This window comes from Thomasclavelia spiroformis DSM 1552 (assembly GCF_025149465.1).
Taxonomy (GTDB): Bacteria; Bacillota_I; Bacilli_A; order Erysipelotrichales; family Coprobacillaceae; genus Thomasclavelia; species Thomasclavelia spiroformis.
This window is the reverse complement of sequence record NZ_CP102275.1, coordinates 1159346-1181342: the sequence shown is the minus strand read 5'-3', so window position 1 is coordinate 1181342 and position 21997 is coordinate 1159346. Positions and strand designations below refer to the sequence as shown.

At 27.5% G+C, this 21997-nt stretch carries 19 protein-coding genes, 1 tRNA gene and 1 riboswitch; of the genes, 2 read left to right on the top strand and 18 right to left on the bottom strand.

Annotated features, from left to right (window positions below; translation table 11 throughout):
* Positions 1 to 81 precede the first annotated feature (81 nt).
* The gene (locus NQ543_RS05425; protein WP_004609878.1) at positions 82 to 528 is read left to right on the top strand and encodes a GAF domain-containing protein; all 447 of its coding nucleotides are present in this window, start codon (positions 82 to 84) and stop codon (positions 526 to 528) included.
* 33 nt (positions 529 to 561) lie between these two features.
* Here NQ543_RS05425 and NQ543_RS05420 read toward each other — a convergent pair whose 3' ends face one another.
* The 7 genes from NQ543_RS05420 to NQ543_RS05390 form a co-directional block, all read right to left on the bottom strand.
* Positions 562 to 966 (bottom strand): hypothetical protein, encoded by a 405-nt coding sequence (locus tag NQ543_RS05420; RefSeq protein WP_039904189.1) that lies wholly within the window; start codon positions 964 to 966, stop codon positions 562 to 564.
* Between the two features lie 59 nt (positions 967 to 1025).
* Positions 1026 to 2213, bottom strand: coding sequence for an Mbeg1-like protein (locus tag NQ543_RS05415; RefSeq protein WP_004609880.1), 1188 nt, complete (start codon positions 2211 to 2213; stop codon positions 1026 to 1028).
* 102 nt (positions 2214 to 2315) lie between these two features.
* On the bottom strand, positions 2316 to 2909 hold the full coding sequence (locus NQ543_RS05410; RefSeq protein ID WP_004609881.1) for an HD domain-containing protein: 594 nt from the start codon (positions 2907 to 2909) through the stop codon (positions 2316 to 2318).
* A gap of 95 nt (positions 2910 to 3004) precedes the next feature.
* Entirely contained in the window at positions 3005 to 3391 is a 387-nt protein-coding gene (locus NQ543_RS05405) for a bacterial Ig-like domain-containing protein (RefSeq protein WP_230197300.1), read from the bottom strand.
* A 242-nt stretch (positions 3392 to 3633) separates the two neighbouring features.
* A complete protein-coding gene (locus NQ543_RS05400) occupies positions 3634 to 6273 on the bottom strand; it encodes a bacterial Ig-like domain-containing protein (RefSeq protein WP_004609883.1) in 2640 nt (879 codons plus the stop codon).
* A gap of 81 nt (positions 6274 to 6354) precedes the next feature.
* Complete coding sequence (locus NQ543_RS05395) at positions 6355 to 6504, bottom strand: hypothetical protein (protein WP_154645959.1); 150 nt, start codon at positions 6502 to 6504, stop codon at positions 6355 to 6357.
* Between the two features lie 232 nt (positions 6505 to 6736).
* Positions 6737 to 6812 (bottom strand) — tRNA-Gln (locus tag NQ543_RS05390).
* A 53-nt stretch (positions 6813 to 6865) separates the two neighbouring features.
* Between NQ543_RS05390 and gltX the strand changes: the two genes are divergently transcribed.
* Positions 6866 to 8296: a glutamate--tRNA ligase gene (gene gltX / locus NQ543_RS05385; protein ID WP_004609885.1), complete on the top strand. Its 1431-nt coding sequence runs from the start codon at positions 6866 to 6868 to the stop codon at positions 8294 to 8296.
* A 15-nt stretch (positions 8297 to 8311) separates the two neighbouring features.
* Here gltX and NQ543_RS05380 read toward each other — a convergent pair whose 3' ends face one another.
* The 11 genes from NQ543_RS05380 to NQ543_RS05325 form a co-directional block, all read right to left on the bottom strand.
* Complete coding sequence (locus NQ543_RS05380) at positions 8312 to 8677, bottom strand: hypothetical protein (protein ID WP_004609886.1); 366 nt, start codon at positions 8675 to 8677, stop codon at positions 8312 to 8314.
* 9 nt (positions 8678 to 8686) lie between these two features.
* Complete coding sequence (locus NQ543_RS05375; protein WP_004609887.1) at positions 8687 to 11242, bottom strand: translation factor GTPase family protein; 2556 nt, start codon at positions 11240 to 11242, stop codon at positions 8687 to 8689.
* Positions 11243 to 11293: 51 nt separating this feature from the next.
* Positions 11294 to 12625 carry an MATE family efflux transporter gene (locus NQ543_RS05370; RefSeq protein WP_004609888.1) on the bottom strand — a complete coding sequence of 444 codons (1332 nt, stop codon included), beginning with the start codon at positions 12623 to 12625 and terminating at the stop codon, positions 11294 to 11296.
* An 88-nt stretch (positions 12626 to 12713) separates the two neighbouring features.
* On the bottom strand, positions 12714 to 13451 hold the full coding sequence (locus NQ543_RS05365; protein WP_004609889.1) for an amino acid ABC transporter ATP-binding protein: 738 nt from the start codon (positions 13449 to 13451) through the stop codon (positions 12714 to 12716).
* Positions 13451 to 15022 carry an ABC transporter permease subunit gene (locus NQ543_RS12080; protein ID WP_004609890.1) on the bottom strand — a complete coding sequence of 524 codons (1572 nt, stop codon included), beginning with the start codon at positions 15020 to 15022 and terminating at the stop codon, positions 13451 to 13453. The genes NQ543_RS05365 and NQ543_RS12080 overlap by 1 nt, the downstream gene beginning before the upstream one ends.
* A gap of 62 nt (positions 15023 to 15084) precedes the next feature.
* Positions 15085 to 15252, bottom strand: a riboswitch (Lysine riboswitch).
* Between the two features lie 124 nt (positions 15253 to 15376).
* Positions 15377 to 15817: a hypothetical protein gene (locus NQ543_RS05350; protein ID WP_259935680.1), complete on the bottom strand. Its 441-nt coding sequence runs from the start codon at positions 15815 to 15817 to the stop codon at positions 15377 to 15379.
* Positions 15818 to 15823: 6 nt separating this feature from the next.
* A complete protein-coding gene (locus NQ543_RS05345) occupies positions 15824 to 16456 on the bottom strand; it encodes a hypothetical protein (protein WP_004609933.1) in 633 nt (210 codons plus the stop codon).
* Positions 16457 to 17942: 1486 nt separating this feature from the next.
* A complete protein-coding gene (ucpA, locus tag NQ543_RS05340) occupies positions 17943 to 18737 on the bottom strand; it encodes an SDR family oxidoreductase UcpA (RefSeq protein ID WP_004609935.1) in 795 nt (264 codons plus the stop codon).
* A 15-nt stretch (positions 18738 to 18752) separates the two neighbouring features.
* Entirely contained in the window at positions 18753 to 19133 is a 381-nt protein-coding gene (locus NQ543_RS05335; RefSeq protein ID WP_039904247.1) for a hypothetical protein, read from the bottom strand.
* On the bottom strand, positions 19108 to 19704 hold the full coding sequence (locus NQ543_RS05330) for a nucleotidyltransferase family protein (protein WP_004609937.1): 597 nt from the start codon (positions 19702 to 19704) through the stop codon (positions 19108 to 19110). The genes NQ543_RS05335 and NQ543_RS05330 overlap by 26 nt, the downstream gene beginning before the upstream one ends.
* Positions 19704 to 21995 (bottom strand): xanthine dehydrogenase family protein molybdopterin-binding subunit, encoded by a 2292-nt coding sequence (locus NQ543_RS05325; RefSeq protein ID WP_004609938.1) that lies wholly within the window; start codon positions 21993 to 21995, stop codon positions 19704 to 19706. Before NQ543_RS05325 ends, NQ543_RS05330 begins: the two co-directional genes overlap by 1 nt.
* Positions 21996 to 21997: the final 2 nt, after the last annotated feature.

The window sequence follows — 21997 nt, the reverse complement described above, 5'->3', positions numbered from 1 at the left end:
ATCATAATTTTATATTATTATTTTTAACCGATATTAGTTTTTTAAACCAAAAAATATTGTATAATATAACCGGTGATTAAAATGAAAGAAAAACAACTAGATTCATTATTAGAGAATATTAATTATGAAATATCGATTCTTGCAAATACAAGTGCATTTATTAAACAAGAATTTGAAGATGTATCTTGGGCTGGCTTCTATTTAAATCAAAATAAACAATTGATTTTAGGACCATTTCAAGGATTAATTGCTTGTACCTCAATTCCTTTTAATAAAGGCGTATGCGGTGCTTGTGCAACTAGTAGAAAAACTATTTGTGTTGAAAATGTCCATGAATTTCCTGGACATATTGCTTGCGATAGTGCAAGTAATAGTGAAATTGTAATACCAATTATCATTGATGATGATTTATATGGTGTATTAGATCTCGATTCTACTAGTTTTAATCGTTTTAAAAAAGATGATCAAATCATTTTAGAAAAGCTAGTAGCTACTTTAGTTAAACATTTAAAACGATTTAAATGTTAAAAGGTAAATTGTGCTTTAAGCATAATTTACCTTTTAGCTTTTTTTATCAAATTTATGTTTACATTTTGGACATGTAATCGTAATTTTACCACGTCTTCTTGGTACTCTTACCATTTGTTTACAACTTGGACATAAAAAATATTTATGTTCTTTATCTTGTTGATTATTTTTAATAAGATTATATCTTCTTTTTATTGGATGAATTAATGATAAAAATCTTTCATTTTCTTGTCTACGTCGATAAATATTTCGTGAATATGTTCTAAATAAATAATACAACAAGACCAACCAGATAATTAGAACTAAAAATGATTCTTTAATAAAAAATACATATAAAAGTAACAATATAAGTGCCAAAACAACTAAAAAAACATTAAATTGATCACTACCGTATCGTCCACTCATAAATTTTATTAAAGAATTTTTAAATTTATCCATTATTTTCCCTCTTTTCATCTTTGATAATAAAATAATACTAATAAATTATGAATTTATTATTACTTTTTCTTATATTCTTTACGACTATTATTATTTTCAATTAATAAAGTTTTAAAAAAGCAAATTATTGCTTCCCTTGATTCACTATCCATATTTTTAAGCTGTTTTAAAGCTTTAATTAAATGAATAAAAGCTTTTTGTGAAAAATCATTAACTTTTTCAATCTTTATTGCATCAAGAATATTAAAAATACTTTCAATCGCCTGTTTTCTAGTATCTTTATCAACTTTACTAAGCCATGATTTAAAAGTAATATCCATTGCTTGACTATCTTTATTAAAATCCCTGCATGTAATAAAATTTTTACCTTCAATCTGCCAAGAAAAAGCATCATGTTGCATTAATCCTTTTGCGTCACTTTTAACAATAACTACATCTTCTAAAGAATCAAGCATAATTCCAAAAATACAATTTTCTGGTGCATATTTTTTAATTTTAGAAATAAGTAAATCATAATTTATTAACTTTGTATTTTGTAAATCAAATCCTGGTCCATCATGATTATATATACATATTATTCTATTAATTAATTTTTTATAACTATTACTAGCGGCATATACTGCAAGATTACCACCCTTTGAATGTCCACCAATTCTAATTTTAACACCATAAAAATATTGATAAAGATATTCTTTAAGTATTTTAAAAGCACTAGTTTGCTTATCTCTATTTTTAATTAAAAAACTAAGTGAATATTTATATTTTTTTCCAATAATCATCTCTAAATATTCTTTAGCTCTAATTTGTGAGGGAATCAAAGTTTTATATGACATCATAAAATCTTCTTTCCATCCTAAAATGGTATCATCTGTCCCACGATAAGAAATAAAAATACTCCCATCTGATAACCAAAATGTAATAGCAGCAAATTGTTTAGTAATTTTATAATCTAATTCACTTACGTAATCAGATAATAATATATCTTTGTAACGATTTGATTTTGCCATAATTTCTAATAAAATGATTGAATTTTTAGTAAATGAAAATTCTTGCATCAATTTTTCTACATCATTTAATTTAAAAAACTGATCAGCAACATCTTTTAAATAACATTTTTCACTTATTACAACATTATTAAACTCAACGTATACAAGTAAACTTAATGCTAAAGCATCAATATCATTAAAAGGATCATTTTGAAAACTCAAATCACCTCGCCATTTTACATAATCAATTATATTTGTCACAATATTTCTCCTAACTTATTATTTATATAATTTAAATATTTGTTTTTATAACTATCTTTATTCACATTTTATGCACTTTTTCACATCTATAATAAATTATCACTATTTATCTTTAATATTACCTTTTTTTACATTTATATCGATTATCTTTTTTATATATTCCCATATATCAAGCGATCCTAATTTTGTTTTTTTCTGTCTTTGTATTACTTGATTTTTATCTACATTATGTTTTATCCAATCACTACCATCATTAGAATTATTTAAAAGTAATGGCTGAAAATTATCCATTGCATGTGCAAACTTTGCTTCAGCAGTTTTACATGCTTCAAATTCTTCAAATAAACTCTTCAATTCTTTTTTTTGATCATCAGGAAGAATTCCAAAAATACGATCAGCAGCTCTTTTTTCACGTTCTTTTTGGGTTTTTAAACCAATTATATCATATGCATAAGTATCACCTGCATCGATTTCTACGATATCATGAATTAATGCCATCATCATTGCTCTAGCTATATCAAACTGTTCATTGGCATATTCTTTCAATAAATAAATCATGATTGCCATGTGCCATGCATGTTCAGCATCATTTTCTTGACGTCCGTGATTACTTAAATGTGTTTGACGAAGAATGTTTTTTTCTTTGTCAATTTCTAAAATAAAAGCTATTTGTTTTTCAAATCTTTGTTTATCCATATTTTTATCCTACCTTAATACTATTTTATATTTATTATAACATGCTATTTTATTTTTAGTTCTAAAATTAAAAGGGATACTCAAAAGTATCCCTTTTAACGCTTATTTAAATAATCCTTTTTTCTAAGCATTGTAAAACTAGCTACACTTAATAATGCAATTGTTGTATAAACACTAGTCAAACTATTATCTCCTGTTTTTACTGCAACATTTTTATCTTGGTTAGTTTTGTCCTTATTATCTTCTTTATCCATTGATGTATCTTTAGCTGTTATTTCAATTTCAAACTCAGCTTTAAAATCGCCATAACTAATTACAATAACTTGTTTACCAAGTTTATTCATATCTGGTAAGGAAATGATTAAATCATCATTGCTAATTAAAGCAGTTGTCTGATTATCATAGTTAGCTAAAGCTTTTAAACCATCAAGATTAAATACTTCGCCTTGTTTATATGTTAGTTTTAATGGTAAAGATTGAATTTTTAAACCTGATATTTTTTTGCAATAACTTCAATTGTATCATCAACAGATAACTCTGTTCTTTTATAAACAATAATAACGTTTTGCTTACCAATATGATACTTATCAAATCCTCTTACCTCAAAATCAAGAGCAGTTACTTTTTTTTATCTCTTCACTACCATTGTCATAAACAATCTTTACTTCTCCACTATAAATAAATTCCATTCCTTCTTTAATTTGTCTAATCTCGGCTTTTCAACCTATATTAATGATACAGGTGTTTTTTCTTTAATTAAAATAGGATAAGTAACAGTAAATCCATTATAAATAACACTAACATTTACCTGACCAGGTTTACTCATATCAACACTACACATAGCTAAAGTAATATCGATTATTTCACTACTTCCATTATCATAAGTCAATAACAATTTACCACCAGTAACATCTAAACCTTGACCTTCAATATACTCGGTTTTATCTGGTAAAGTTGAAACAGTAATATTAACTAATGTTTTATCATTGATCAATATTTCAAGACTAGTAGTCAATCCTCCATAATTAACGATAATAGTTTGATTACCAATTTTACTCATATTTGGTAAATTAAACATATTACTATCTACATTTACTATTTCTTCACTTCCATCATTATAGTAAACTTTAATTGTTGCCCCATTAATTTCAAATTTTTGATCAACAAGATAATTAACTTTATTAGGTAAACTATTCATTTCTATTTTTGTAATAACTTTTTCGATAACATTTACATCAAATGTTGTTGTTTTTCCTTTATATGTCACTGTAATTGTTTGCTTTCCTATAATATTTACATCATAACCACTAATCATATCCATTGAAGCATCAATTACTTCTGATGTTCCATCATTATATAATGCAATTACTTTTAAATTACTAATGTCTAAAGGTTGTCCTTCGATATATTCAGTTTTGATTGCTCCATCAGAATCAAGTTTTTGCCCTCTTATATATTCAATTTTATTTGGTAGAGTTACAAGTTCTATTTTTGTAGCTTCTTTTTTTATAACCTCAACTTCAAATGTTGCTGTTTTTCCTTGATATGTTACGATAATTGTCTGTTTTCCAAGATGATCTTTATCATAGCCACTAACCATATCACTAGTCAAATCTATTTCTTCACTTGTGTCATCATTATAAGATACAATAACTTTTCCACCTGTTAAATCTAATGATTGTCCTTCAACATATTTAACTTTTGTAGGAGGGGTTAATACTATATCTTTAACTTCTTTTTCTATTATTTCAATTTTAAAAGTGGTAGAAACTGTTTTATTATCTTCTTTATATGTAACTGTTATCGTTTTTTCACCTAAACTAGATGAATCAAAACCAGTAATTGTTACATCATTATAATTTAATTTTTTAGAACTATCATCATTATAATAAGCTGTAATATCTAAACTTTCAGGATCAAAATCTTGACCAATTACATATTTTGTCTTTGTTGATGTAACTTCAAGATGATCAAGAGCTAATGGCTCTTTTACTGTAACAGTTTTATATGGTGTAATGAAAGTATTTCTATTTAAATCGTTTGTTATACGATATATTACAAAATATTTACCGGCATCTTCTTTGGTTACATTTTCAATTGTAAAAGTTGGTTTACATGTTTGAGCAATCAATATTGGATCACCATTACTCTGTGATTTATACCAATTATACTCATCTATAGGCCAATTTTCATATGGTGTCACTTCCATTGTCAGTGTTTCGTTTTCTGTTACCATATATTTCAAATTTTTGTCACTATCCGTATTTCTAATTCGATCAAAGTATACCCCAAAATCACTTATTAAATTTTGATGATCATTAACATTTTCTGGTAAAAAATACCATGCTACGTTCATCCATTTTTCACCTAAACCAGAACTTTTATATAGCCATCCTATTTCTAATAATTCTTTACGTCCATTATCTGTTTCAAATATTATTTCAGTAGGCATAACACCAAATATATCATTTTCATCTACACTATTTTCATTCCACAAACTATCATGAACATTTGTCCATGCATAATCAACTTTTACAACATTTGAACTAAGCATTGTAGCTGGATCAAAAAGATCAGTTTGATATGTAACAATTTTATCATTTTCATTTAAATCTTTTAGACCTAGTATTTCTATTTTATATGAATCAACATATGTATCTGTATTTACTTCAGGTTGTGCAAACGCAAATCCATAACCATAACTTACTGTTGTTAATTTATTATTTTTTGCTGTACACTCATAACTTTCATTAGTAGTTAAATTAGTTACTTTTATTGTGATATCATTAATATTATCATAACTTAATTGTTGATCATTTAGTTCTATTGACCACGCTGTTTCTTCTGGGTTAAGACTAATATTAGGATAAGGACCTGGAGCTGGGTATGCTGTACATGGTAAATTCATTGTTTCTCCACCCAACTGTCTTCCTATTGCCATTCTATCTGTATATGCAAATGTCATACCTGTTGTTTGATAACTCAATAACATATCACGATGCCCTGTCGTATTGAATGCATTTTGTCTTTGATTGTATCCTTCTTCAAACCATTGTTCAATTGATGCTTGAGGTGAACTACCATAAGCAATAATTTTATTAGGTGCAAATGCAGATTGCCAAAATTCATCACTCATATCATTAGGCTTTGACCATAAATTTGAGCTACCAGAATAATGATTTAATGAACCTGTTGCATTAAAATACAATGTTTCAATGACTGCAAAATTTTGTAAATTTTGATCATGACTAGAAACATTTTCATATGGATTTACCCCTGCTAACCAACGATAAAAATTAGTTAAATCCGTCATTGCTTGATGAACTTCTTCTTTTAATTTTCCTCCATCATAGGGAGCTACCAATGATGGGGTAATCTTATAATAATCATTATTCCCTCTATTATAATATTCATCCTTTTTAGCAATATCATATTTTTCTGTTACTTACTCTTTTGTTCTTCCTTTAAAAGGCTCCAATTCATTTAGATTAATTACATTATTATCTGCCTTTAAAGTCATCACATAGGAAGAAAGCATTGTAATACTTAAAACTAACGCTAAAAATATCGAAAAAACTTTCTTTAAATACCTCATTTCTATTCCCCACTTGGATGTATTTATATATATAGTTATATCCCAATTTAGTCTTAAATTCAATTTAATAAATCGAAAACATCCTATAAAATCAACATATTTTTCACATAAACAAAATTATAAATTATTAATAATTTTAAAACGTATTAATTAAATATAAAATAAATAGCACATAATATACTAACTTGTTATCAACAAATTACTATATTATGTGCTATACTAATCATATAAATGGCTGGGGTACCTGGATTCGAACCAGGGAAATGGCAGATTCAGAGTCTGCTGCCTTACCGCTTGGCTACACCCCAATGTATAATTATTATATCACTTTTTAAAATAATTTAAAGGAGAAAATTTAAAAATGAACAAAATTAGAACCCGTTTTGCTCCAAGCCCTACTGGTTATATGCATATAGGAAATTTAAGAACTGCATTATATAGTTACTTAATCGCTAAACATCTTGATGGTGAGTTTATTTTAAGAATTGAAGATACAGATAAAGAACGTGAAGTAAGTGGTGCGATTGAACTTATATATGATGTTTTAAAAGATACTGGTTTAACATATGATGAAGGACCACTAAAACCAGGTAATGTAGGACCATATATTCAATCAAAAAGACTAGATATATATCAAATATATGCCCATGAATTAGTTGATTTAGGTTATGGTCATTATTGTTTTTGTAGCGAAGATAAAATTAAAGAAAACCAAAATTATTTATATGATGATCCATGTAAAAATATCTCAATCGAAGAAGCTAGAAAAAGAATTGCTAATAATGAAAAATATACCATTCGTCAAACTATTAATAAAACTGGAACAACTACATTTAATGATGCAGTTTATGGCACTATTGAATACGAAAATGCATTATTAGACGAAGGAATTTTATTAAAGAGTGATGGTTATCCTACATATAACTTTGCTAATGTCATTGATGATCATTTAATGAATATTACCCATGTCGTTAGAGGAAATGAATATCTATCAAGTACTCCTAAATATAATTTAATTTATCAAGCTTTTAACTGGCAAATACCTACATATATTCATGTTCCTCCAGTAATGAAAGATGCTCAAAATAAATTAAGTAAACGCAACGGTGATGCCAGTTATCAAGATTTAATTAATAAAGGTTTTTTAAGTGAAGCAATTATTAATTATATTGCTTTACTAGGATGGTCACCAGTTGGCGAAGAAGAAATATTTTCATTAGATGATTTAGTTAAACAATTTACAATTGAGCGAATTAGTAAATCACCTGCAATTTTTGATTATGAAAAACTAAAATGGATGAATGGTGTATATTTAAGAAATATGACTGTTGAACAATTTAATCAATTAGCTATAAATTATTATCAAAATAGTATTGAAACAAAAATAGATTACTTAGAACTTTCAAAAATCTTACAACCTCGTATTCAAATATTAAGTGAAATTAGTGAAGCTGTTGATTTTATCGACTTACCTCATCCATTTAATCAAGATTTATTTATTAATAAAAAAATGAAAACAAACATTGAAAATTCATTAGAAGCTTTAAAAATCGTTTTACCAGAATTAGAAAATTTAGATTTTAACAATGAAGATAAAATTAAAGAAAAATTTATTGAATTAGCTAAAAAACATGAAAAGAAAAATGGACAGATCATGTATCCAATTAGAGTAGCTTTAACTTTTAAAACATTTACACCTGGTGGTGCTGTTGAAATTGCTCATATTCTTGGTAAAGACGAAACAATTAAAAGAATCAAAAATGCTATTGAAAAATTAGAAAAAATAGTTTAAAACCTAGTCACTTGACTAGGTTTTTTGACTATGTCTTTCTTTTAATCTTCTAAAGGCATTCTTTAAATTAATATCCTCTTCTTGAGCAAAAACAATTTTAGTATCTTCTAAAACAATAACTAAGCAATATTTTAATTTACGATTTAAACGATAATCCAACAAACTTACTTGTTCAAATAATAATTTTACTTCCGCAAACGCCCTTTTTAAATCATTAATTTCACCAAAAAAAATCCCCTTTACTTGTTCATATGCAAATTTCTTACTTTTAATCAAACCATTTACATAAAAATAATCATCTGTAATCTTTAAAGTATAAATCGCTCTTTTATTATAACCATCAATTCCTCCAATATAATTAAGATTATACTGAAATTTCATCTAATCACCTTATTCCTTATTATAATTTTTTATATCCTCTAATAAATAATTATATCCCTTAGCTTGTTTACGACGATATTCTTCCAATTTTTCTTTATCTAATTTTTCTACTTCTAAACGTAATTCTCGAGAAGAAATTCTTTTCCCACCTTGACCAAGAACAATTAATTGTTCTAAAGCATCTGATGTTGCTACTGTAATATTATATTTACTTGCAAGTTCGTGTGTCGTTCTTTCAATATACATGTCTGCTGTTTGGGCTTCTTTTGTATAAACAATATAGATATTATGATATTTATAACTAGAACCTAAATTATTTTTTACTTTATAAGCATCAAAAACTAAAATTAAAATACATTTTTTATAGCCTTGATAATTACACATTATATCAATTAATCGCGTTCTAGCAGCATCTAAATTATCTTTAGCTAATTCTTTTAATTCCGGCCATGAATGAATAATGTTATAACCATCAACTAATAAACATTCCGGCATGTATTTATATGTTGTATTACTGATGATTTTTTTAGTTAATGTGTTTGTTTGATGTTGTTTTATTGGTCCATAAGTACGAATAAAAATGTTTTCTAATTCTTCGTCTTCATTGCTATACGTTGTTTTTTCAATTTTCTTTTCTATATTTTCATTTTTTGGTTTAAATTGATAAGGAATATGCATATAATTTTCTACTTCATCCCATTTAACATTAAAACCGGCGCCATGACTACAAAATACAGAACCAGTAGGGTTTTCAAGATCAGATTCACTATCATAATTGATTTTACTAATTATTTCTTCTTGATTAGTACAAGGATAATAACCATCAATTTGTAATGTTATTCTACCTTTACCTTTAGTATAACTAATTACCTCACTTTGGTAATTTTGCATTTTACTAACTGGAGCCTTTCCCGTTAGATAAGCCATTTCATCTTGCTCTTTCGATAATTTAAAAGTGCCATTCATTGTTTCAATATCATAAATTGCTCGACTTAAATATTCAACCGGTATTTCTAATGTAAACTTGAAATATGGTTCTAATAAAATTGATTTAGTTGCTTTTAATCCTTGTCTTAAGGCACGATACGTTGCTTCACGAAAATCGCCACCTTCAGTATGTTTTAAATGTGCCCTTCCAGATATCAATGTTATTTTCATATCTGTAATTAAAGAACCTGTTAAAACTCCAATATGCTCTTTTTCTTTTAAATGGCTCAAAACTAACCGCTGATAACTTGTAGCTAAAACATTTTCTTTACAATCAACGGCAAACTCTAAACCACTTCCTGGTTTACCTGGTTCAAGTAATAAATGAACTTCAGCATAATGTCTTAATGGTTCAAAGTGTCCTACCCCTTCAACTGGTTCTAAAATCGTTTCTTTATAAATAATATTACCATGATCAAATTCAACATCTAAATTAAATCTTTCACTAATGATATTTTTTAGAATTTCGACTTGGATTTCTCCCATTAACTCAACATGAATTTCTTTTGATTGATTATTATAATTGATATGTAATTGCGGATCTTCTTTTGATAACAATAATAATTTTTCTAAAGCTTCATGTTGATTACAGTTTTCTGGTAAAATAATTCGATAATCCATATATGGTGATAAAATTGGAGTATTAATTGTTGATTCATTTCCTAATCCTTGACTAATTTCAAAGTTCTTAAAACCTTTAATTGCACATATATCTCCAGCATATACTTCATTTACTAATTGATATTTATCACCCGAATAAATTCGAATTTGATCTACTTTTTCATTACCTACTTGTTCTTTTACTTTTAAACTACCACCCGTTATTTTTAAATGAGTTAACTTATTGCCTTGTTTATCATGAGTTATTTTAAATACTCGAGCTTGAAACTGCTTAGGAAATTTTTTTTCTTTAACATAGTTTGTAAATTCATTTAAAAAAGTATCTATTCCTTCTATTTTTAAAGCCGAACCAAAGAAACATGGAAATAAATTTCGCTGATAAATTTCATCAATGATCATTTCTTTTGTAAGAGTTTGATGTTCTAAATAATAATCTAGTAATTTTTCATTATTTAAAGCAATTGTCTCATAAAAATTTTCATCTAAATTTTCAAAATCAAAACAATTTTCATCAAACTGTCCTTTTAAATCATTCAATAATTTATCTTTATTTGCATAAATACTATCCATTTTATTTATAAAAATAAATGTTGGAACATGATAATGCTTTAATAATTTCCAAATTGTTTCACTATGATTTTGGATTCCATCAATCCCACTAATAACTAATATTGCATAATCTAAGACCTGCAATGTTCTCTCCATTTCAGTTGAAAAATCAACATGCCCTGGTGTATCAATTAATGTAATTTGACAATCATTCCAATTAAACATTGCTTGTTTAGAAAAGATCGTAATTCCTCGATCTCTTTCTTGACTATTATAATCTAAAAATGCATCACCATGATCAACTCTACCTAAATGACGTATCGTTTTACTTAAATATAACATGCTCTCTGTTAATGTTGTTTTACCCGCATCAACATGCGCTAATATTCCTAATACTATTTTTTTCATTCAATCACACCTTTTTAATATCTTATCATATCTAGAATCTAAAATATAGAATTATAATTTTTTCGTACTAAATCTACGATAAACAAACAAAAATAATATCGATGTAACTGACCATGTAATTGGATAAGAAACAAGCAACATATTAAACGAAGAAAATATCGGCGCTATAAATAAAACCCAAAAAATTCTAAGCACACAAATACCTAAACATACAATTACCATCGGTTCAAGTGACTTTCCACAACCACGCATTATTCCAGAAAATATTTCTACACAACAATATGTAAAATAAAATGGTGTTAAAAACCGAATTATCTCACTACATTCATTAATAATTTTTATATCATTAGAAAATAAAACTGTAATATTGCTACCAAAAATCCATAGAAAACTACTAATTAATCCTGCTGATACAAAAGCCATAAACAGGCATGTTTTCATTCCTTGATTTACACGTTTCATTAATCCAGCACCATAATTTTGTCCTGTAAATGTAGTTATTGTCGAACCAAATGCTCCCATTACCATCCAAAATAAAGCATCAATTTTTACATAAGCAGCCCATGAAGCAATTGTATTTGTACCATAAGCATTAATGCTCGTTTGTAAAACTATGTTTGAAATAGAATACATAGTTGATTGTATCCCAGCTGGAATTCCTATTTTTATGATTCTTTTTAAAATTGCTGTATCTATTTTTATTTCTTTTAATCTTAATTGATAACTATGCTTACTTCTTATCAATTTTCTCATTACTAAAAAAGCACATACAAATTGCGCAACTACTGTAGCAATTGCCGCACCAGCAACTCCAATCTTAAAATAAGCAACAAACAATAAATCAAAAAAGACATTTACACCACTACAGACAATTAAATAATATAATGAGGTTTTTGAATCACCAATTGCCCTTAATATCCCAGCACCGATATTATAAATTACTCCAGGTATCATGCTTAAAAAATATAATTTCATATATAATGTCGCATCATTAATGATGTCACCTGGAACTCCAATCATATTTAGACATTGTCTAGAAAAAAGCAAACCAAAAATCATCATGACAACACCACAAATAAATGACATTGCAATCGATGTATGAACTGCTTTAGATACTTTTATATCATCATTCGATCCATAAAATTGAGCAATTACAACAGTTGCTCCAGATGATAATCCAATAAAAAAATTAACGATCAAATTTATTAAATTACCAGTTGAACCAACTGCAGCAAGAGCATTAGTTCCCACATATTTTCCTACAATAACCGTATCTACAGTATTATATAGCTGTTGAAAAAATGTTCCAATTAAGATAGGAAAGAAAAATAATAACAATTGTTTCCAAATCACTCCAGTTGTTAAATCTAATTCTTTATCCATAATATCCTCCCTAATAGACTGTTTATTATCATAGCATCAATACTCACTACCAGCAACACAATTCACAAAAAAACACCTAATTAGGTGTTTATTGTTCTAAATAACGTTTTAAAAATTCTTTTGTTCTTTCCTTGCTTGGATGATTAAAAATATGGTCAGGTGTTCCTTGTTCCATAATTACACCACCATCCATAAAAACAACTCTGGAAGAAACATCACGAGCAAATTGCATTTCATGAGTTACAACAATCATTGTCAATCCTTCATTGGCCAAATCTTTCATAACTTTTAATACTTCACTTACCATTTCTGGATCTAAAGCACTTGTTGGTTCATCAAATAATAATACTTCTGGTTTCATACATAATGCGCGAGCAATCGCTACACGTTGCTTTTGTCCTCCTGATAATTGAACACTGCTTACATTCGCAAATTTCAACATTCCTACTTTTTCTAAATATTTTTTTGCTATTTCAATTGCTTCTTTACGATGTCTTTTTAAGACTTTCACTTGACCAATAACACAATTTTCTAAGACTGTTTTATTATTAAATAAATTGAAGTTTTGAAACACCATCCCAACTTTACTACGATGTTTATTTACATTAATTTCACCTTTTAAAATATCTTTTCCATGATACATAATTTTACCAGCATTTGGTGTTTCTAAAATATTTAAACAGCGTAAAAATGTTGATTTACCACTACCACTAGCACCAATGATCGTAACAACTTCACCAGAAGAGACTGAAAAATCAATACTATGTAATACTTCTAAATCACCAAAAGATTTCTTTAGTTTTTCAACTCTAATAATTTCTGACATTATTGTACACTCCCCTCTTGATCAAAAACAATCGCTTTTTTACGATTCATTCTTTTTTCAATATAATTTAATATTCTTGTAGTTGGGAATGTTAAACATAAATAAATCAAAGCAACTACAAAATAAGTAGGGACAAATGCATATAAACTTCCAGCAACACTTTTTGCCTGATAGAATAATTCAGTAACTGCAATAACATTTAAAACACTACTATCTTTAATATTAATTACAAATTCATTACCGATTGCTGGAAAAGAATTTTTAATTGCTTGTGGTAAAACAATATATAACATTGTTTGTACACTATTCATTCCAATACTTCGAGCTGCTTCACTTTGTCCTTTATCAACTGCTTGAATACCTGAACGAATAATTTCAGCCATATATGCTCCAGTATTGATTGTAATTACAAAAACCCCAGCCGTAAATGGCGACCAATGGACAATATTTTTTAAACCATAATAAATAAATGCCCCTTGTACCATCATTGGTGTTCCTCTAAATATTTCAATATAAACAGTAGTAATAAACCAAACTACTCGTTTAACAATCTTACTAATTAAACTATCTCTTTCTTCAACCTTGATTGCTCTAATTGCACCAATAATTAAACCAATCAATAATCCTAAAATCGTACCACTAAAAGCAAGTGTCAATGTTGAACCAATTCCACTAATAAATAATGGACTATAAACTTCAAAAATTTGTTTTGCAGCAATAAAAATATTATCACTTAAACTTGTAATTGTTGCCGGAATACGTTCAATTGCTTCATCCATCATTTCACGTTTTTCTTTATCGGATAATGTATCTAGAAAACTATCAATTTGATTTTTTAATTCTGGATTATCTTTATTTACTGCTATTGATACTGATGTATCTGTTAAATCAACATCAAAACCTTTTCCATCTGCAAATTCTACATATGTCAAATCCGGATTTGTTGCAACAATTCCCGCAGCTACAGGTAATTCAGCAGTTACTCCATCAACCAATTCATTATTTAATTGCATTACCATTGCTGGATAATCTTCTAAAGCAGTTGCATGAATAACGTCAGGAATTTGATCAATTACAGTATCATATAACGTATTTAATTGTCCTAATACTTTTTTATTAGAAAAGTCTTTTAAACTTTTAGCATCAGCTAATTTATCATCTTTTCTAACGATCATGACCATTTGTGATTCATAATATGGTTGTGTAAAATCAACTCTTTGACGACGATCAGCAGTATCAGTCATCCCTGCAATTACAGCATCAATAACGCCTGCTTGAAGCGCTGGTTCTAAACCATCCCAGCTCATCTTTTTAATTACTAATTCTTTTCCTAAATACTTAGCAATTGCTCTAGCAATAGTTACATCATAACCATCAGCATATCCGCCTCCTTCTAAGGCAACAGTTGTCTCAGTTTCATTTACCTGAGTCCAATTAAATGGTGTGTAGTTACACTCCATTCCTACTACAAAAGTATTATCATCTTCCTCTTGGGCTTTTATCGTATTAATTGGGGATATTATCGATAAAAGTACAGTTAATACTGTAATAATTTTTAATAGTTTATTCATCTTTTCTTTCTCCTAATTTTGATATGAAAAAAAGTCGTGCTATTAACACGACTTGGTTATCTTGTGCTAATAGCTCCTCTTCATTACTGAAGGAGTGTTGTAGGTATTTCCCACAACCCCTAGATAATAAATCGCCATTTATTATCTATCGGCAAAGATTACCTTTCCTATAGATCACTGTATGCCTACTTACTATAGTACTCTGATGCTTTGCAACCTCTATTTTTTTCATTTTTAGAATATCTTAATTAACTGATTTTGTCAATAAAAATCTTTTCTTATAACTTTAATCAGTTGACTTTTATTAGTATATTTTATAAATTTATATTTAAAATACTAGATCATTATTTATTACTATTTATTTTTATCTATTGTCTTCGTTTTAATTTTGCTTTTATATATAAGGCAAATAATAAATACAACTCCTATTAGTGGTAATCTTAAAACACTTTCAAACGTATTACCCACAGCTAGACTAAAAATATTCATAATAATATAAGAAACTACAAATAATGATATTATTAAGATTATATTTTCTTTTAAAAGTCTTGAAACATCTTTTTTTCGCCAAGTTATAACTATCATTACAATCATTAGTATTGTTAATATTCCAATAATATAACTTATCGGTCCTTGAATACTAGACATCTCAATTCTTTGTTCTATCTGTAATTGACTTAAATTTTCTGTTCCAATAAAATAATCTTTTCTTATTTGACAAATCAAATGAATTGTTTGTAAAAGTGCAATCAACCCTAATATGATCCTATTAAAGATAATTCGATTAAATTTCATATTTTATCACGCCTTTAATGTATATGTATGTCCGCAACTTCCATAATCTAAATTTAATGATGGTAAATAATCATGAAGCGTAAGCTCCGCTCTAACTTTATACGAACAAGAATATTCCACAGATAGTCTACTTGCTTGTCTTTTACTTGTTGAAACATCATAAATACTTGGACTAAAAGCACCACCCCACCCTACAAATTCAACACTTAATTGAGGATCATAAATATATGTAATATTTCCTGTGCTAGGATTATATGAGAATCTACAATATAATGATGTTAGCCATTCTTTAAAATATCTGTTTCCACTATCATAGCCACTTTCATAACTTTGAAAAGTTTTTGCTACTACTGTACTCGCCCTAGTAGAAGGCTCCTCTTTTATATATGTTATTTCATAATTATTATCAACTATTGCTTTATTTATGGTTGCCAAATCACCATTATTATATGAATTTCGATATAAATTTAAAAAATCATCTGAAATTTCTCGCTCACCATTATAGACAAGTACATTTTCCTCATCATTAAAGCATTTTGTAATAAATTCTTCAAATAATTTTGATACATGATCGATGTTTGATAATGCCTTAACGCTGAAAATATCAAAAAATACGCATAAACTTAGAACAACTATCACAAAACTTAAAAAAACTTTTTAAGATATTTTTTCATTTTTCTTCCCTGGTATATATAAATTAAAAACCTCTCTAAATATACCTTTTCTTTTCATTATTGTAGATTACTATACAAACCTTATTAATATATTTATATTAATTACTTTTTCACCTTCTCTCCGTTTATAATTTCGTTATCTACCAATAATTTAATATACTTCTTTAATAATTATATATTTTATAAAACTATATATAGCAAAAAATATAAATCTAACCATAAATTAATATACTGTTATATTATATATATTATCGATGCTATACCATACAGTTTTGATTTTATTAAAATTATATACATAAATACTATAATTAATTTTATAATTTTCATTTTAGTAAGCTATATTTTTATCTTAATCAAGTAATTCATTCTGTTGTAAATATATGATTAAAAATTAATTATTAGAAATTGTATAATATTTTATTCATTTAATATTTCTCATATTTTTTAATGCCTCAGGCTCAATTTCTTGATATTGATGAAATTTTGAAATCATATTTACCAATAATACTGCTAAATAAAATATAAACTTAGAAATTACCAATAAATATATTTTTTTAAGTTCATAGATGCCTCAACAGTTAAAATATGAATAACATAAATCATATAAATAAAATTATTTAAGAAAATAGAATCAGTGAAATATAAGTAATTTATTTAAAACAACTTGAATGTTATTAATTGCATCCTACTATCTTGATTTACCTCACTTTTCTATAATTTTTACATTTAAATTGTTTTCCCTTATAAATATTTTTTCTAGTATGAAAATACTTTATATCTACATATTAATAAAGTTTATATTATTTTTACACCTGCATCATAACATAAAAAAAAGAGAAATATTATTTTTTCTCTTTAAACGGTTAAATATGTAATTAAACGGTCAAATTTTTATTATTTAGTTTCATAATATACTTTTTTCAATTTGATCTAGCTGAAAAAAATTATGTAGTGAAAACTGGTCTTGAACTATTAGATTATATATTGATTGAAAAAAATGATTTTTTAAAAAAGTAGTACATAAAAACATTTATTACTTGAATTATTGTCCACTAAAAGATAAATATTTTTATAATTTTAGGAAATTCAATCAATAATGTAATCGAAAATTGCAGTTCTAATTACACAAAACAAACAAAAATTAATATTAGCTAATATCAAAATAACTATTATATAAAAATACAAAACAGTATATCTAAACTAACCCTAAAAAATAATTCTACAAATCATGGTTATAGGATAAAAAATATAATGGTATTATTGATTTTTCTGAAGATAATTACTTTTCCATTGTTAAAATAATAATTTCACTTTTTAAAACCAAATAATTTTTCATGTTATTGCTAAAATTTAAAGAGTGATATCACAAAAATAACTCTTTTTTATTAACACTCAGATAATCAAATAAAAAAGTAGAGTTTCCTCTACTTCAAAATAATATGATAAAATCTTTATGCACCAACACTAACAGTTTCTGGAAGGGTACTTCCTCCATCAATAACCATAGCTGTTCCAGTAATATAACTACTTTCGTTACTACCTAAAAAAGCAGCTAAATCACCAATTTCTTCAGGTGAAGCTAAACGTTTTAAAGGTGTAGCATCGGCAATTGCTTGTTTAACACTTTCAGGATTATTAGCATCGCTTTGCATAGCAATACTATTAGCCATTGGAGTATCTACATAACCAGGACAAATCGCATTAACATTGATTCCATCTTTAGCAAACTCTCTTGCAAGTGATTTAGTTAAACCAATCAAAGCGGCTTTACTTGTAGCATACCCAACTTCTCCTTCATCAGCTACCATATATCCTGTAACTGAACTCATAATAACAATCTTACCGTTTTTATTTTCAACCATTGATGGTAAAATAGCTCGACAAATATTCCATGCCCCTTTTACATTAACATCTAAATGAAAATTATAATCATTCTCATCTGTGTCTAAAAAGTTTTTTAAACGACATACTCCTGCATTAGATACTAAAATATCAATCTTACCAAAAGTCTCAATTCCTTTATTTACAGCATTTTTACAATCATCCATTTTTGTAACATCAGTTTTTACAAAAATACTTTTAATTCCATATTGTTTTTCTAACTGATTACAAAATTCTTGTGTTGAATCACTACGTGCACATAAAATTAAATTTGCACCTTGTCTTGCATATACTTTTGCAATTCCTTCACCAATTCCTTTACTTGCACCAGTAATAAGTGCCACTTTACCTTCTAATTTCCCCATCTTTTTTCCTCCATTTTATTTAAAAGCTATTATATATTTTAAATATTCAATCGTATCTTTCGATAAAAATAATCTCGATTCTAAATTATGATCAATTACAATTGCATTAACATTTAATTTTTTCATTAACTTTAAATAATCAATAAGCTTTAACTCTAAGCAATATTTTGAAACTTTTTTAGAAAAAATAGAAAAATATAACTTATTATCTATACTAACTGGATTCTCTAATAAAAACTTAATTTCATCTTTTGATAACGTTAGTAGTCTTTTTTTAGATATTTTTATTTTAGTAATTATATAAACCGGATTACTTTTAAGATATTCTAAAATATCTCTTAAACTATCTAAATCATTATTATTTTGATAATTATAAATCATTTGAGACAATGTCATTATTTAAATCCTCTATAACATCGATATCAAATAATTCCTTATAATCATTGACTTCAAAAAATAAACACTCATCAAGATATTTATTTAAAACTTTTCTTCCTCCATAATCTCCTTTTAACTGCTTCAATTCATCAACATATTTACAATCAAAAATAGTTGGGTTCCCTACTTTATTTTGATAACTTAAAGTTGCTAATGAATAATTAGAAGCATTATAAGTATCAAGCATCTTATTTAAAGTTTGATAATTTAAATTAACTTGATCAGCTACAACAAACATTACTTGAAAATTATCTTGTTTATTAATCATCTCTAAGCCTGCCTTAATTGAATATGAAATTCCATCTTTACATTCAGATGAATACACATAATCTAAATCAGGATATGCTTTTGTTATTTCAAAATATTGAGTAACCACGATTAATTTACAATCATTACGCATCGAAACTAATTTAATGAGATTATCTAAACCATAGCGGTATAATTCTTTATCATTTATCTTATAAAATAACTTATTAGTACCAAAGCGGCGGCTATTGCCTGCCGCTAAATAAATAATATATGTCTCCATTATTCCTCAGGTAAAGCCATCAATACTTTTTCTGGTGTCATTGGCAAATCTCTAAGCCAAATTCCAGTAGCATTAAAAATCGCATGGGCAATTGCAGGGGAAGGAGTATTAATAACAATCTCACCAATTGATTTAGCCCCAAAAGGTCCACTTTGTTCATAACTGCTTTCAAATTCAACACGTAATCTTCCCATATCTAAGCGAGTTGGAATTTTATATTGCATAAATGAATTTTCATTAATAGCCCCTTTTGCACTGTATTGAATATTTTCATATAAAGCCATTCCAATTCCTTGGACAATTCCCCCTTCAGTTTGTACCCTTGCTAGATTAGTATTAATTACCGTACCACAATCAACCACAGCAACATAATCTAATACATCTACTTGTCCAGTATATTTATCTAATTCGATTTCAACCATTCCAACCATAAATGGTGGTGGTGAAACTGGTGAAGAATGGGACATTGTAACTTGCACAGGTATTTCATTACCACACATTGATTTAGTTGCAAGATCAAATAATAAAACCTCTTTATTAGTTTTTAAATTCTTAACACCTTTACCTGTAAAAACTAATTCATCATATTCACACTGTAAAATTTCAGCTGCTAATTTACATAAATTTTCTTTTAACCTTTCACAAGCTTTTAAAACTGCTTTACCTGTAACATAAGTAGTACTTGAAGCATAAGAACCAGAATCATATGGTGAAGCATCACTATCAGCACCAAAAACAATAATTTTATCAACATCGCATTCTAAACTTTCTGCAGCCATTTGCGCTAAAATTGTATCACAGCCAGTTCCCATATCGGCTGCTCCAATCGATAGTGTATAATAACCTTCATCTTCTAATTTAATTGTTGCTGAACCGACATCAACTCCAGAAATTCCTGAACCTTGCATGGCCATAGCAATTCCAGCACTACGTATTTTACCATTTTCTAACTTACGAACTTTTGATTTATTTTCCCAATCAAACAATTTTTTAGCATGTTCCATACATTTATCTAAAGTACAACTTGTAGCTACTTCATTATAGTAAGCAGGCATTGTTTGTCCTTGTCGAACCATATTTTTTTCACGAATTACCACAGGATCAATATTTAAACGAGCCGCTAATTCATTTACGATTGATTCAACTGCAAAAGTTCCTTGGGTTGCTCCATAACCACGATATGCGCCTGCTGCTTGAGTATTTGTATAAACAACATCATAACTAAATTTAAATGCTTCTAAATTATTTGAATATAACGGTATTGATTTATGACCAGATAATCCTACTGTAGTTGGTCCATGTTCACCAAAAGCACCAGTGTTTGATAGTGTATAAACATCAATAGCTTTAATTGTTCCATCGTTCATTGCTCCTATTTTCACCGTTACTTCCATTTCATGGCGCGGTGAAGCTGCAATTTGCGATTCTGTTCGAGTATAAATGATACGTGATGGTTTTTTAGTCATCCATGTTACAAAAGCTGGATATATTTCGGCTACAACGGTCTGTTTAGCACCAAAACCTCCACCGATTCTTGGTTTTTCGACTCTAATTTTTGATTTTGGAATACCAAGAGCATTAGCTAAAATTCGACGAACATGGAAAACAATTTGCGTTGAACTAATTACATGTAAACGTCCATAAGCATCAATTTGACAATATGTTCTAAATGTTTCCATCATTGCTTGATTATTAGCCTTAGTATGATAAGTTCTTTCAATAACTTCGTCACATTTAGAAAACACTTCATCAATATTACCATCTTGACAAGTTTCACTAGCACATAAGTTTCGTTGATTATCAGCACCAACAGGACATAATGATTTCCAGTTATCTTCAGGATGAATTAAAATTTCATTATCTTTAGCTTCTTTAAAATCAATAATTGCCTCTAAAACTTGGTATTTTACTTTAATTAATTTTAAGGCCTGATCAACTACTTTTTCATTTTCTCCTGCTACAATTGCTACTGCATCTCCGACAAAACGAACTCTTTGATCAAGAATCAAACGATCATATGGACTAGGTTCCGGATATGTTTGACCAGCCATTGTAAAACGTTGATTAGGCACATCTTTATATGTATAAATAGCTTCAATTCCACTAATTGCTTTTGCTTCAGTCGTATCAATTTCTTCAATTAATGCATGAGCATGTGGAGAACGTAACACCTTAACAATTAAACAATCATTAGGAGTAATATCTTCAACATAAACAGGTTTCCCTAAAAGAAGATTCATCGCATCTTTTTTTACTACTGCTTTATTTACTTGTTTAAAAGATTTCTCCATCA